Annotated in this window: 14 protein-coding genes; 4 read left to right on the plus strand and 10 right to left on the minus strand. The window is 63.8% G+C overall.

Annotated elements, in window-relative coordinates:
* From JHD07_RS17530 to ndk, 3 genes are all read right to left on the minus strand, one after another.
* A partial coding sequence (locus JHD07_RS17530; protein ID WP_291624426.1) for a TonB-dependent receptor plug domain-containing protein occupies positions 1 to 232 on the minus strand: 232 nt, incomplete at its 3' end.
* Between the two features lie 748 nt (positions 233 to 980).
* Complete coding sequence (locus JHD07_RS17535; protein ID WP_291624416.1) at positions 981 to 1,841, minus strand: TerC family protein; 861 nt, start codon at positions 1,839 to 1,841, stop codon at positions 981 to 983.
* 41 nt (positions 1,842 to 1,882) lie between these two features.
* A complete protein-coding gene (gene ndk, locus JHD07_RS17540) occupies positions 1,883 to 2,305 on the minus strand; it encodes a nucleoside-diphosphate kinase (protein ID WP_291624417.1) in 423 nt (140 codons plus the stop codon).
* A gap of 314 nt (positions 2,306 to 2,619) precedes the next feature.
* On the opposite strand from ndk, the gene JHD07_RS17545 reads away from it, so the two are divergent.
* The 3 genes from JHD07_RS17545 to JHD07_RS17555 all read left to right on the plus strand — a co-directional run bounded on the left by JHD07_RS17545 (position 2,620) and on the right by JHD07_RS17555 (position 5,177).
* Positions 2,620 to 2,880: a sulfur globule protein precursor gene (locus tag JHD07_RS17545; protein WP_291624427.1), complete on the plus strand. Its 261-nt coding sequence runs from the start codon at positions 2,620 to 2,622 to the stop codon at positions 2,878 to 2,880.
* A 214-nt stretch (positions 2,881 to 3,094) separates the two neighbouring features.
* On the plus strand, positions 3,095 to 3,268 hold the full coding sequence (locus JHD07_RS17550) for a hypothetical protein (protein ID WP_291624418.1): 174 nt from the start codon (positions 3,095 to 3,097) through the stop codon (positions 3,266 to 3,268).
* Between the two features lie 46 nt (positions 3,269 to 3,314).
* Positions 3,315 to 5,177 (plus strand): ABC-F family ATP-binding cassette domain-containing protein, encoded by a 1,863-nt coding sequence (locus JHD07_RS17555; RefSeq protein ID WP_291624419.1) that lies wholly within the window; start codon positions 3,315 to 3,317, stop codon positions 5,175 to 5,177.
* A 279-nt stretch (positions 5,178 to 5,456) separates the two neighbouring features.
* Here the strand turns inward: JHD07_RS17555 and JHD07_RS17560 are convergent, their stop codons facing one another.
* Genes JHD07_RS17560 through JHD07_RS17585 form a run of 6 tightly spaced genes read right to left on the minus strand, consistent with a single transcriptional unit; the run spans position 5,457 to position 11,710 of the window.
* A complete protein-coding gene (locus JHD07_RS17560; RefSeq protein ID WP_291624420.1) occupies positions 5,457 to 6,473 on the minus strand; it encodes a transporter in 1,017 nt (338 codons plus the stop codon).
* A 13-nt stretch (positions 6,474 to 6,486) separates the two neighbouring features.
* Positions 6,487 to 7,428: a biotin/lipoyl-binding protein gene (locus JHD07_RS17565; protein ID WP_291624421.1), complete on the minus strand. Its 942-nt coding sequence runs from the start codon at positions 7,426 to 7,428 to the stop codon at positions 6,487 to 6,489.
* On the minus strand, positions 7,425 to 7,670 hold the full coding sequence (locus JHD07_RS17570) for a DUF3302 domain-containing protein (RefSeq protein WP_291624422.1): 246 nt from the start codon (positions 7,668 to 7,670) through the stop codon (positions 7,425 to 7,427). Before JHD07_RS17570 ends, JHD07_RS17565 begins: the two co-directional genes overlap by 4 nt.
* On the minus strand, positions 7,667 to 9,079 hold the full coding sequence (locus JHD07_RS17575) for a DUF1254 domain-containing protein (protein ID WP_291624423.1): 1,413 nt from the start codon (positions 9,077 to 9,079) through the stop codon (positions 7,667 to 7,669). The genes JHD07_RS17570 and JHD07_RS17575 overlap by 4 nt, the downstream gene beginning before the upstream one ends.
* Positions 9,080 to 9,098: 19 nt before the next feature.
* Positions 9,099 to 11,150 (minus strand): alkyl sulfatase dimerization domain-containing protein, encoded by a 2,052-nt coding sequence (locus JHD07_RS17580; RefSeq protein ID WP_366864707.1) that lies wholly within the window; start codon positions 11,148 to 11,150, stop codon positions 9,099 to 9,101.
* A 56-nt stretch (positions 11,151 to 11,206) separates the two neighbouring features.
* Complete coding sequence (locus JHD07_RS17585; protein ID WP_291624429.1) at positions 11,207 to 11,710, minus strand: hypothetical protein; 504 nt, start codon at positions 11,708 to 11,710, stop codon at positions 11,207 to 11,209.
* Positions 11,711 to 12,024: 314 nt separating this feature from the next.
* Here JHD07_RS17585 and JHD07_RS17590 point away from each other — a divergent pair, with 314 nt between their 5' ends.
* On the plus strand, positions 12,025 to 13,008 hold the full coding sequence (locus JHD07_RS17590; RefSeq protein WP_291624424.1) for a helix-turn-helix transcriptional regulator: 984 nt from the start codon (positions 12,025 to 12,027) through the stop codon (positions 13,006 to 13,008).
* A gap of 34 nt (positions 13,009 to 13,042) precedes the next feature.
* Here JHD07_RS17590 and JHD07_RS17595 read toward each other — a convergent pair.
* Positions 13,043 to 13,366 (minus strand): hypothetical protein (locus JHD07_RS17595; RefSeq protein WP_291624425.1); only part of this gene is annotated, 324 nt, incomplete at its 5' end.

Genomic DNA, 13,366 nt, shown 5'->3' on the forward strand with positions numbered 1-13,366 from the left:
CGGTGCACACGCGATAGTTCGGTGCGACGCCGTAGACGCCGTTGAAGGCGATTTCTCCGACATTGCCCTCCCCGATCGGAAAACCGCGGATGAAGAAGGAGTCGAGAATGCCGCCGGGCTGGCTCCCCAGGCGGACCGAGGGATCGTTGGTGACGACATCGGCGACGGTGACCGCCTGTTGATCTTCGATCTTCTTGGCCGTGTAGCTCGTGATGTTGAACGGCGTATCCATGAAATCCTTGTTGCCGAGCAGGCCGATCTGGCCTCCCCGTGCCACCTGCCCGCCTGCGTAGGTCCGCGGCAGTGCACCAGGCCTCGCAGCCGTCGGATTAGTTTCCGCCTGCAATTTGGCCCGATCATTCGCAGGTGCGCCGCGGCCGGCCCTCCGGACTGGATGGGCCCGTGGACGCGCGCGCGGCTTCGGCGCGTCCGCAGTGACGGTCACCGCCGGCAACGTGCTTCCGCCCGCGGCCTCGGGCGCGGCGCTCTGCGCGCTGGTGCCGTGCAGGACACCGTCGCTGCACAAGGCAATGGAGATCACGGAAACCGCGAGGGCTCTCGGGCTGGCGCACGTCAGAAGCGTCTTGATGCGAACGGCAAGAACAGCAACGGGACGACAAAACACTTTCGACGACATCGCGCCTTCCGATTTCATGAACATGAACGTCGGGGCGAGGTGCCGTGAGAACCTTCGTCGAGTCAACGAAAGCACCCTTGAATCACAGTAGTTTATAATGAGACAAGCTCTAAATCGCTTGGGGGTTGCGAAGAGACAAGCCTCGACACCACGCCTGCGCGCACGACGCGAGCTCCAGCGACGTGCGATGCACGCGGGTCATGCAAGTGCAAGATGGGAGCTTCGGACCGCGCTGAACCAGTGGCCGGTGATCGCTCGCGTCCCGTCGACGCGGCACGCGTTTCAGTGTGTGGTCGCCTTCCATCGCGGAGAGAGGAAGGCCACGCCGATCAGAGCCGCAGCGTCACTCCGCCGAAGCCCTGGCGTGGCGCTCGGAAGATACGAGCGCGGCCTGCATCAGGCTGCGTCGGCGCCAGATGGAGCCGACCGTCAGCACGACGGCAACGCCGAGCACGGCGCAGAGATATTCGCCGCCTCCGCCGCCATGGCCGAACTGCGGCGGGATGCGCAGCGCGCCGAGCATGCCGTCCAGCGCGGCGCCGAACGAGCCGTCGAACAGCGTGTGCAGCCACGGCGCGACGCCGGGGTCGGTCGCGATCACCTCGCCCGCGATCCAGCCGAGCAGCGCCGCACCGGCCCAGACCAGAACCGGCAGCTTCTCGAGCAGTGCCATGATCAGCGCCGCACCGGCGACGATCAGCGGCACGCTGACGGCAAGGCCGAGGACCAGCAGGGGCACGCTGCCATTGGCAGCGGCGGCGACCGCTATGACGTTATCGAGACTCATGACGAGGTCGGCGACCACGACGATCTGGATCGCATGCCACAGGTGCGAGGCGGATTCGACGTCGTCCTCGTCCTCGTTCTCCGGCACCAGGAGCTTGGCCGCGATCACGATCAGTGCGAGACCGCCGGCGAGCTTGAGGTACGGCAACCCCATCAGGGTGGCGACGATGCCGGTGAAGATGATGCGCAGCGTCACCGCCGCGCCCGCACCGAAGATCATGCCCCAGAGCCGATGCCGGGGCGAGAGGCCGCGGCACGCCAGCGCGATCACCAGCGCGTTGTCGCCGGAGAGCAGGATGTTGATCCAGATGATCTTGCCGACCGCGATCCAGAAGGTCGGTTCGGCCATCTCGTTGCGAAACTGGGTGAAGAATGCCCCGATCGTAGCGGGATCGAAGATCTGCCAGAGCCAGTCCACAATGAGTCCTTTCGCTCGTCGTCTCTAACCTGCCGGCTGGATCAGCCGACGATCTCGTTGCCGGAGAAGAACTGCGCGATCTCGATCGCGGCGGTTTCCGGCGCGTCCGAACCGTGCACCGAGTTCTCGCCGATCGACTTGGCGTAGAGCTTGCGCACGGTGCCCTCGGCGGCCTTGGACGGATCGGTCGCGCCCATGACCTCGCGGTACTTGGCGATCGCGCCCTCGCCTTGCAGAACCTGCACCACGACCGGGCCGGAGATCATGAAGTCCACGAGCTCGCCGAAGAACGGGCGCGCCTTGTGGACGGCATAGAAGGTCTCGGCCTGCTCCTTCGTCATGCGGATGCGCTTCTGCGCGACGATGCGCAGGCCCGCCTTCTCGATCACGGCATTGACCGCGCCGGTCAGGTTACGCTCGGTCGCGTCCGGCTTGATGATCGAGAAAGTGCGTTCGATGGCCATGATGTTGTCCTTGGGGAAGAGAGCGGTGGTTCGGGGTTGCGGGGCTTATATCGGCGCCTTTGCCGGACGGCAAGCGACCCCGGAAACGGGCTCCCAGGCGGTTTCGGCGCAGGGATGCCTCCCCGATCCGCTCGATGACGAGAATTTCACCAAGATGAACCCAATCTGCAACCGCCGTCAGGATCCGGTTCAGCTTCGCCGGCGTAAGGTCGGCACCATCGAAACCGAAGCCTGCCCCCAGGCGGACCGTTTCGGAAGGCCTTTCCAGCCGACGCGGATCATCCCGCGCCGGCAGTCTTCAGGAGATAACCATGTTGTTGAGGAAACTTTCGCTTGCCGCTGTCGCCGCGATTGCGCTCGGAGCTGCATTGGCGCCGACCTCGGCCTCCGCTCATTGGCATGGCGGCCCGGGCTGGCACGGCGGCGGCTGGCACGGTGGCCCGGGTTACCGCTGGGGCGGCCCGCGTTTCTACGCTGGCGGTCCCGTCTCCTACGGTTACGGCGGCTGCTATGTGCGCCGGCTGGTCCCGACCCCCTGGGGACCCCGCTGGCGGCTGATCAACCGCTGCTACTAAGTCCGTCAGCACCTTGTCCAAGGGGACCTAAGCCCCCCAGGTCCCCTTCCAGGACAAGCCCCGGCGCTCCCCTCGCCGGGGCTTTGCCTTGAGCGCACAAGGCGCAGTCGTACAATTTTTACGTGAATGCCCGGCATTCCCCACGGTCAGCGAAACTATTTGGCCGCCAATGACTTGGTACCGTGTCTTTGCTTTGAGAACACGGAACCTTGCAATGGCTGGGCATTTTGCCAATGACAGCGAACAGATCGACCGGCGCACCAGCCGCTCGATTTGCGACGCCGTGGGCGAGCGGCTGCAGCAGAGCCTGCGGCCCGAACCTCGCCTGCCGACTCATCTCGAGCAGCTCCTGAGCGAGTTGCAGCGGCGCGAGCGCGAGAGGCACTAACGGAAAAACGAGTTGCGTTCGACGCGCCTTGCGGTGACAAGGCCGCATGCTTGCCATCTCCGACCTCTCCATCCGCCTTGCCGGACGCCTTTTGATCGACCAGAGCTCCGTGCAGATCACGCCCGGATCGCGCGTCGGCTTGGTCGGGCGCAACGGCACCGGCAAGTCGACGTTGTTCAAGGTGATCCGCGGCGAACTTGCCGCCGAGCACGGCACGGTGACCCTGCCGCCGCGCTGGCGCATCGGCAGCCTGGCGCAGGAAGCGCCGAACGGCCCCGAGAGCCTGATCTCGGTCGTGCTCAAGGCCGACCTCGAACGCGACGCGCTGCTGACCGAAGCCGAGCACGCGACCGACCCGCACCGCATCGCCGAGATCCAGACCCGGCTCGTGGACATCGACGCGCATTCGGCGCCGAGCCGTGCCGCCGCGATTCTCTCCGGCCTCGGCTTTTCCGCCGCCGATCAGCTGCGCCCCTGTGCCGAATTCTCCGGCGGCTGGCGCATGCGCGTCGCGCTGGCCGCGACGTTGTTCGCGGCGCCCGACCTGCTGCTGCTCGACGAGCCCACCAACTATCTCGACCTCGAAGGCACGCTGTGGCTGGAGGATCACCTCGCGCATTATCCGCGCACGGTGATCGTGATCAGCCACGACCGCGACCTCCTGGAAAGCTCGGTCGACCAGATCCTGCACCTCGATCGCGGCAAGCTCACGCTCTACAAGGGCAGCTATTCCTCGTTCGAGGAACAGCGCGCCGCGCGCGAGCTGCTCGATGCCAAGGCGTTGAAACGCCAGGAGGCCGAGCGCGCCCGCCTGCAGGCCTTCGTCGACCGCTTCAAAGCCAAGGCGTCCAAGGCGCGCCAGGCACAGTCCCGGGTGAAGATGCTGGAGCGGCTGAAGCCGATCACCGCGCTGGTCACCGAGGACGTGCGCGAGATCAGCTTTCCGGCACCGGAGAAGATCCTGTCGCCGCCGATCATCGCGGCGGACAACGTCTCGGTCGGCTACGATCCGGCGAGCCCGGTGCTGAGCCGCGTCACCCTGCGCATCGACAATGACGACCGCATCGCGCTGCTCGGGGCCAACGGCAACGGCAAGTCGACCCTGGTCAAGCTGCTCGCCGGACGCCTCGCGCCATTTTCCGGCAAGGTGACCCGCGCGGACAAGCTGTCGATCGCCTATTTCGCCCAGCACCAGCTCGACGAGCTCAACGAGGACGCCTCGGCCTACGACCACGTCCGCAAGCTGATGGGGGATGCGCCGGAGGCCAAGGTGCGCGCCCGCGCCGGCGCGATCGGCTTCTCCGGCAAGGCCGCCGACACCAAGGTCGGCAAATTGTCGGGCGGCGAGAAGGCGCGGCTGCTACTGGGCCTTGCGACCTTCTTCGGCCCCAACATGATCATCCTGGACGAGCCGACCAACCATCTCGACATCGACAGCCGCGCCGCGCTCGCGGAGGCGATCAACGAGTTTCCCGGCGCCGTCATCATGGTGTCGCACGACCGCTATCTGATCGAGGCCTGCGCCGACCGGCTCTGGATCGTCGCCGACCGCACCGTGACCAATTACGACGGCGACCTCGACGAATACCGCCGCCTCGTGCTGTCGACGCGCAACGCGGACAGCGCCCCGCGCGAGCGCAGCGCCGCGACCGAGAAGCCGCAGCGCGCCAAATCGGACAATCGCGGCTCGCTGAAGAAGCGCATCGCGGAGGCCGAAGCCGAGATTGCCCGTGTCAGCGAAATCATCGCCAAGATCGACACGGCGCTCGCCCTCCCCGACATCTTCACGCGCGATCCCAAGCAGGCCGCGCAGCTGTCCAAGGCCCGCGCCAATGCCGCCGACGCGCTCGCCCGCGCGGAGGAGCAGTGGCTGGAGGCGAGCACGCAGTTCGACGAGGCGGCGGGCTAGCGCCCCCACCGGCAGGCCGCGCCAATAAAAACGTGCAAAACAACCCCATGCACAGTACTGGTATTTTAATACCGTAATGCGATTTGATTGGCCGCTCTTTGCCCGCTCGGTCTTGGCAACCACGCGAAGGCAGCGAACCGTATGGTTTGCTCCAGATTATTGTTGGCGCCGCCAAAGCGCATTCCGGAGCGCGCGGCCTACAAAATCAGCCCCTCGCCGCCGAGAGGCGCGGCCGTGACGCCAGAGCGGAACCCATCGGCGTTGCAAGCAGGATGGCAATCACCGCTTCCGCACCGCCGGCTTCGATGATGCATGTTCGGGCGGCGCCGTCGACACCGCGAACGTCACCCAAGTGCTCCACGTGCTGGCGCGGTTTTCGACTTCCAGATCCTTGTAGCCCCTCAGATTGAGGTAGCCCTGGTACCCGTCGGACATGGGGATGATGAACCCTATCTGAGGGCCGATGCCGATCGCGCGTCCCCTGAAACCTCCGAGCTTCGCGCCCGGACCGGAATCGTCGGTGATCTGCTGGTAGAAGTAACCGGCCAAGCCGATCTGGAAATTCTTGCTCAGGAACTGCGACGCCGCCCAGTCCACATGGAAGTCGATGCCGTTCTGATACTGGAGGTACGGATTGGGCAGGCTGTAGGTCAGCCCGCCGACGACCGAGAATTCATGCCCGGTCTTCGGGTCGAAGTAGGTGTAGCCGGCACCTGCATCCCAAGCGACGAAGCCAAGGTTCAGGTTGGCGAGACGATTTGGATCATAGGTCCCGCTGGGGATATTGCCGGTGATGTAGACCATCTCATTGTGGACACCCTGATTCCACTTGAGCGTGCCTTGATAGAATACATCGGAAATCGTGGTCCGATTGTCGGTTCTGACCCCTGAAATGGCATTTCCGGCAGGGCCAGTCAGCGTGGCGTCGATGCCGAGACCGACATTGCCCGGCGCCGTGAGGATTGAAACCGCAGCCTGGCCCCCCAACACAGGGAGAGGCGACGTGTAAGTGATGCCCAGTGCGAGCGCATCGCCATGCGCGTTCAGGCCTGTGACAACCGAGCCGCTGGCTCCGCCGCTGGTGACGAAATTCTTGGTGGCTCCCGCATCAGCCTGCAGGTGCAGATAGATCGAAGCATAGGCCCAGCCGGGCACGGTCGGCGCGGCGGCAAGACTGCCGAAAATGCCGGGCAGCCAGAACCCGACACCGCCGGCGTCGGCCCAGACTTGGGAAGGAAGCGAAGTCAGCATCCATCCGAGTGTCGCAACAGCCGCGAGTGATGCCTTGGTTCTCATGGCGCCCTCCCCTTCAGAACGGAACGACGTAGTTGAGGATCGCGATCTGCCGCAGCAGCACCTTGCGGATGACATGACTGACGACGACGCGATCCGTGAAGATGGCAGCCGTTCCAGTCGCGCCGGCCGGCAAAGCTTTCGCGGCCTCGCCGTCATCGAGCGTCACTCGCACGACGAACGGCACGGTCTCGATCGCTTTGGGCATGACGGCCTGCCCGGAGACCTGGGTCTGCCCGGTCGCGACCGCCTGCAGGATGCTCTCGACCTTGCCGGTGAGAATCCTTCCGGGAGCAAACTTGAAGGCGATTTCGACCTTCTGACCGGGGACGACATATCGGGCATTGATTTGATCGATCTCGATTGCGACGTCGGTCTCCGAGGTGTCGATGAACGCCATCGCCGGCGAAGCCGACAGGTTTCCGACGCGCGCGCCCTTCCGAAGTGCAACGTTGGTCGCGTAGCCGGCAGCGGGTGCCCGCACGACGGTCTTATCCAGATTCCATCGCGCGTTCTGCAATTGGGCCTTCAACTGGTCGACCTCCGACTGCCGCTGCTCGACATCGAAGCCGCGGCCGGCATCCCGTTCGTACAGCGACGTCATCTGGGTCAGGCGCGTGCTCGAAAGCTTGAGTTGAGCTTCGATCGCCTTCACCTGGGCGTCATAGGGCGTGGGGTCGATCCGAAAGAGGATGTCGCCCTGCTTCAAAGGCGCATTCGGCCGGACAGGCACGTCGACGACCTCGCCGGCGACGTCCGGAACGATCGAGACGGCGTTCCGATAGACCAAAGCCTTCCCCTGAGGTGCGCCCCATCCCATCGGAATGAACAGTCCGATGTTCAGAAGAAGCAGCACGATCAGAGGCGAGGCCTTCCAGAACGCGTTGAAGCGGATCGCGCCGACCCAGACCAGTGTGAACAGGAGCGCCAGATAGAGCGCCATGAGGGCGATCATCATGGCCGGGGCTCCATTGTCCGCTTCGCCGGGACGTCCACGTAGGCCCAGATCATCGCGACCGGCCACAGCACGAAGCCGAAGATCAGCGTGATCCAGCCGGCGATACCCACCGCCTCGGCCCAGGGGTGTCCACGCCGCCGCGCCACGTGGCCCGGCATCGAGCCCACCAGCCAGATGACGAGGACGATCACGGTCAGGACGATGGCCAGAACTATCCAGGCGAAGAGATCGAGGCCGCTCATTGCGCCGCGACCCTCTCGATGTCCGGCAGGCGCCAGCTCTTCTCGAAAAGAGCTTTCTGCGGACCATAGAAGCGGAAGATGATTTCCCATCCTCCACCGGCTTTGGTCGGAACCCAGTTGGACTCCTTGCCGCCGGGAGCGTTCGGGCCGAAGAAGATGTCGGCGGAGCCGTCGGGGTTGGTCTGCAGCCCTGGCGTGTTCGAGCCCCGGCTCGACCACTTCGTATCCCTGATGAGTCCGTGCGTCTCGCGATCGTAGACCGTGCCGGACCAGTAGAGCGAGACCGGCGCATTGGCCGGTACCGTTAGCCGGTAGGTGCTTCCCCCGTCGAGCGGCTTGCCCTCCTTGTCCCGGATCGTGACGAGATAGAATTGGCCCGTGCCAAGGTGCTTCACGCTGGAGAATGCGAACGAGTAGAACGCGCCGCGGTCGTCGACCGGGTAGACGTTCGGCTTGGCGAAGAGATTAGCCAGCCCCTCGGTGACGTCGTGGGCAACCGGCAGCGCCCATTGTCCGCCGTCATAGAAGGGCGGCTTGAAAAGACCTTCGTACCGGATATCGAGCCATCCGCGAGCGTCCCCGGCCGCCTCCTCAAGCATCTTCCGGGCTTCAGGACCGGGATTGAATGGTTTGCCCTTCTCGATGCCGATCGACTTGATCGGATCGATCATGGCCTTGTCGCGTTCAAGCCACGTCTCCCGCTGGATGAAGCGGTCGAGCGTCTGGAAAAAGCGGATGTCGTAAGGGATCGTGCTGTCGTAGATGACGTCGACTACGTCTATGAAGGCCGTCGAGGGCGGAGCGGCCGCCTGGGACAGTGGATAGAGCTTGATTTGCTTCGCGTAGGCGACAGCCTTCGCGACGTCGGCCTCGCTACCGCTACCGACGTTGGAGCGCAGCAGCGCGTAACCCATGTCCGTGTCGGACGCGAGAGGGATGTAGCCGTCAGGGATCTTCTCGGCGTAGCCCGGCGGCAGGATGAGGTACTTTCCGCCCTTCCCCTTGTCCGCTCCCGCCGGTCCCACGTCATCGAGCGCGGCTTGCCAGGCATCCATGATCGTTCCGGTGATCTCGCCTCCGCTTGCCGCCGGGATTTCGAGCACCACCGGACCTGCGCCCTTGGTGTTGACGAAAGGCATCAAGTAGATCGTGCTGGGATTGGGCGTGAGAGTCTGATTCTTCCAATCCGGAATTCGCGACCAGAATACGATCTGGTTTTCCCTGGCTCCGGCCTTCACCGCCGCTTGCAGCATCAGGTCGAAGTTGACGGCGGGCATGCCCCAGATCACGGCCTCGATCGCACGCGCGCGCATGCTTCGGGCCAGCAGATCGTCCCGACTTACAACCTGCGCCTGCGCCCAGCCTGTCCAGAACGCGATCACGAGCGCAATGAACAGTCGTTTGCTCATCGGAGATTCTCCCCTCCGGTCAAGGCGTCACGATGTTGAACCAGAAGGACGGCTTCTGGAACAGTCCGACGAACTCCGTCACCGCCTCCTTGCGCCCCTCCACCTTCACTTCTCCGGAGGCGATGGCTTGTTCTGCTTTCAACTCACCGGACTGCATGCGGTCGAAGGTCGCTTTGGAGAGCGTGATCTTGGCGTCGGTGGCCGCGGGCTTCTTGGAATAGTTCAGGACGCTGTTTTCCACGAACAGAGCGTAGGCTTGTCCGAGATCGTCAAAGGCCACGGTGAGAGAAAGCTTCTTGCCGGTAGCCTTCTCCGCATCGAGCTGCACTGCGAGGTAATCGAATGTCATCTCGGGCGGCATGGCCCTGACCGTGTCGGGCCCGGCCGTCTCGATGCTGCCGGCGTTGGGCACGCCGTGCCGAAGCTCGGATGCGCCCTGGAGATAGACCGAGCGCCATGTGCCGCTTTCAGCCTGATAGCCCATCTGTTCATAAGCGTCGGCAAGCAATTCTTTGGCTTCCTTATTATTGGGATCAGCAAAGACGACATGCTTGAGCGCTTCTGCGACCCAGCGGTATTCGCCCTTGTCGAAGTCCGCCTTCGACTTCTGCAGCACCGACGCCGCGCCGCCCATGTAGTCGACGTACTTCCTGGCCGCCTGTTCCGGAGGCAACTGGTCGAGGGTCGTTGGATTTGCGTCGTAGAAGCCCATGTAGAATTGGTAGACGGCGCGCGAATTGTGCTTCAACGAGCCGTAGTAGCCGCGATTGTACCAGGCCTTGTCGAGCTCCGGCGGCAGCTTGATCATCTCGGCGATCTCGACGCCCGTGTAGCCCCTGTTCATCAGGTGCACCGAGCGATCGTGGATGAACTTGTAGAGATCCCGCTGCTTCTTCCAGTAGTCGACGATCTTTGCGTTCCCCCACATCGGCCAATGATGGGCCTGAAACTTGACGTCCGTGACTTCGCCGTAAAGGTCGATCGTCTCGTTGATGTACTTCGCCCAGTTCAAGGCATTGCGCACCTGGGCGCCGCGCAGGGTGAGGATGTTGTGCATGGTGTTGGTCGTGTTCTCGGCCATCCACATCGCGCGAAACTGGGGAAGGTAGGTGTTCATTTCGGCGGGCGCTTCAGTGCCGGGAGTCATCTGGAAGATCATGCGCACGCCATCGATGACGACTTCCTCCCCGGTCTGCTTGATTTCGCGCGTGGGGAGGATCAGCCCGGTCGTGCCGTGGCTGACCGTCTGACCAAGTCCGGCATTCACGCCGCCCTGGGGGTTACGTGGCAACAGCGGTCCGTACATGTAGATGCCGCGGCGTCCCATCGCGTTACCGGCAATCACGAATTCGCTGATCGCATGTTCGGTGAAATTGAGCGGCGCAAGGATCTGGACCTTTCCGGCCCGCACGTCCGCCTCGTCGACAAGACCGCGCACGCCGCCGTAATGATCGCCGTGCGAGTGGCTGTAGACCACGGCGACGACAGGCCGGCGGCCGAGATGCTGACTGACGAGTTCATAGGCCTCTTTCGTGCTCTCGGTGTCGCTGCCGGCATCCAGCACGATCCAGCCCGTATCGCCCTGCACGAAGGTGACGTTGGCGAGGTTGTAGGCCCGCACCTGCGCGATGCGGTCGTGCACGCGGTAGAGACCGTACTGCATGTTGAGCTGGGCGTTGCGCCAGAGGCTTGGATTGACCGTTTCGGGCGCCGGCTTGTTCAGGTCGATGAATTTCTTGTAGCTCTCCAGATCCCAGACGATGCCGCCCTTCTCGTCGCGGATCGTCAGCGTTTCGGGCCTGGCAATGAGGCCGCGCGTCGCGTTGTCGAAGTCAACCTTGTCATCGAAATTGAGGTACTGCCGCAGCGCATCGTTCGCGGCTTTCGTTAGAGCCGTCGCAGGCTTGGGTTGCGTCCCGCTTGAAGATTGCGCTGCAGCGGCGGGAATGACTCCAGGCGACAACCCCAGCAATGCCAGGGCAGAGCCGGCCAACACAAGTTGGCGCCTGTCAGGTCCACCAGGGACGGTATCCTGGGTGGTGGGAGATTGTCGCGCTTCGCGAGAGATCATGGCTTCGCTCCGAATAGATCGCGCCGGGATTGGGCGGCGTCCCGTCCGCTGCGGGTTTACTGGCAATAATCCCAGAAGCCCTGCGTTCGGGATGGATCGGTGTAGTACCAGCACATCCCCGGCGCCGGCGCGGCACCGGCCCACGCCGCTGCGGTCGCCGCTGTCACGAAGCCAATGGCTGCGCCTGCGGCGATCGCGCCGCCCGCGGGCCAGCGATACCAGCCGGGCCGTGCCCAACGCACGCCGCCGCCGCGATAGCCAGGCCGGACCACTGTCGTTCGACGCACCGCAACGTTGCCTCGCGGTCCGACCACGGCGGTGCCACGCCGGACAACGGCACCGCCCCGCGGTCCGACCACAGCGCGTCCGCGATGCACGGTTGCACGTACCTGTGTGAAATCGTCTTGGAATCGGAAGGCTGATTGATGAGGCGCCAAGGGCGCTGCCTGAGTTGTTCCCGGGACGGCGCAGCAAACAGCGACCGTGAACAAAATCGTCGGCAAGATCCGGGAACCGACGGCAGATCGTACATAACCGAAGTCCAATCGACATGACTGCATTGTAAGGCCCTCCAATTTTCTTATCGGCCCGCGAACCGCGCGAGCGCCCATGTCGGCCTCTCGTGTCCCCGTTCGTCCTCCCTCGAATACGACACTCTTTGAGAGCCGTCCCGCACTGGTTGCAAATCTATGGTATCTCCCCTGACTGCTGATGTGATGCGCAGTTTGTGCCGATGCGACGCCTTGTCGCTTTCGGCCGAAAAATGGACGGTCTTTCAATCGGATGATGTGCGCGAGATTTGATTTAAATGGCCCACGCCGCTTTTCCGTCGCAATGGAGGCGAAGCATATGACGCGGAGCCGGAGAACGGGACATGCCGGGCGTCGTCGGGATCATCGGCCGGAACGGCGATTGCAGCACCATCAACTGCACTGAGATCGCGATCAACGGATTCGAGCAACTTCAGGCCGCCACGCCGACGAGCAGTTCCGAGATCATCCAGATCCAGCCCGGCCGCATGCAAGGTCGTCTGAAGCATGCGAGCGTCGCCGGAGTTTCACTTGGTTTCGGCACGTTCTCGCACGGGGTTATTTCGCGCGGCGTCTACAGCGATGACCGCGTGACGATAGGTTTCCTCACGGAGACCGGCAGGCAAAGAGCTCGCCAGCGTGGCACTGGCAGCATTCGGATCTGGTCTCCCGGCGTAGAGCACCAGAGCAGGTACGCCGCTGGCGTGTCCTTTGGTGCCATCTCGGCCTCGACCGGGGATATGGCCCGTTTCTTCGGACCCGACAGCCGGTTCAGCGAGCCGACAGCATGGCTGAGAAAGAGCGCGTTCCACACCAGCCCTGAGACGGGCGACGCTTCGGCCGGGGTCCTCAGACGCATCATGGCCGGTTTCGATCGACACGCGCGCAGGTTGGGGCCGTCCGAGGCGGAGTACTGGAAGCGAGCCATCATCGAAAGCGCCTGCTACGCGATTGCGAACTCAGAACAATCGGACCCCTTCGTTTCTTCACCGCAACGGCTGGTGAGGAGAACCCAGGAATACCTCGACGGTGCAGGCAATGCTCCCGTGCACATCTCGGAGCTTCTCTCGCATTTGCGGGTGTCCCGACGCGCGCTGCATCGAGCCTTCGACGAGATCCTTGGCATCCCGCCGATGAGGTACCTTCGGCAAAAGCGGTTGTGCGAGGCGCGGCTGCTTCTGCAACACGGAGCTGCAACCGATGTCACCGTGGCGGAGGTTGCCTTCAGGCAGGGCTTTGCCGATTTCAGCCGATTCTCGGCCTATTACCGCGCCCTCTTCGGTGAAAATCCATCCGAGACGTTGAACAGACATTCAATCCGGAGCTGACAGCAGGCGTCGACATCAGCAACCCGCCTTGCACTTATGCCTGCTTCTTCTTCCCCTTCGCTGCCCTCGGCACCGGCTGCGGCTCGGGATTGCCCTCGATCGAAGACAAGCGTCCCGCCACGAACGTGTAGATGCCGGCGCGCGGACCGGTGGTCCAGGTCACGACGGCGACGCGGCGGCCGGCGGCATCGTTGGACACGCTGACATCGGAGGGCGCGCCGATGCCGCGCACCACGTCGCATTCGGTGTGGCCCAGCGCGACCGTGCCGCAGGCGCCGTCGGCGCTGACGAGGTCCTCAGCCGCGACCGGCTTGTCAGGGGTCAGCGGCGGCGATTCGATCGAGATGTTCTTGATGAA

The sequence above is a fragment of the Bradyrhizobium sp. genome, from assembly GCF_016462955.1.
Classification (GTDB): Bacteria; Pseudomonadota; Alphaproteobacteria; order Rhizobiales; family Xanthobacteraceae; genus Bradyrhizobium.

Excerpts from the sequence above, each read along its gene's own strand:
- ndk (WP_291624417.1), bottom strand. The coding sequence starts at position 2,305 with ATGGCCATCGAACGCACTTTCTCGATCATCAAGCCGGACGCGACCGAG.
- JHD07_RS17550 (WP_291624418.1), top strand. The coding sequence starts at position 3,095 with ATGGCTGGGCATTTTGCCAATGACAGCGAACAGATCGACCGGCGCACC.
- JHD07_RS17555 (WP_291624419.1), top strand. The coding sequence starts at position 3,315 with ATGCTTGCCATCTCCGACCTCTCCATCCGCCTTGCCGGACGCCTTTTG.
- JHD07_RS17560 (WP_291624420.1), bottom strand. The coding sequence starts at position 6,473 with ATGAGAACCAAGGCATCACTCGCGGCTGTTGCGACACTCGGATGGATG.
- JHD07_RS17565 (WP_291624421.1), bottom strand. The coding sequence starts at position 7,428 with ATGATGATCGCCCTCATGGCGCTCTATCTGGCGCTCCTGTTCACACTG.
- JHD07_RS17570 (WP_291624422.1), bottom strand. The coding sequence starts at position 7,670 with ATGAGCGGCCTCGATCTCTTCGCCTGGATAGTTCTGGCCATCGTCCTG.
- JHD07_RS17575 (WP_291624423.1), bottom strand. The coding sequence starts at position 9,079 with ATGAGCAAACGACTGTTCATTGCGCTCGTGATCGCGTTCTGGACAGGC.
- JHD07_RS17580 (WP_366864707.1), bottom strand. The coding sequence starts at position 11,150 with ATGATCTCTCGCGAAGCGCGACAATCTCCCACCACCCAGGATACCGTC.
- JHD07_RS17585 (WP_291624429.1), bottom strand. The coding sequence starts at position 11,710 with ATGCAGTCATGTCGATTGGACTTCGGTTATGTACGATCTGCCGTCGGT.
- JHD07_RS17590 (WP_291624424.1), top strand. The coding sequence starts at position 12,025 with ATGCCGGGCGTCGTCGGGATCATCGGCCGGAACGGCGATTGCAGCACC.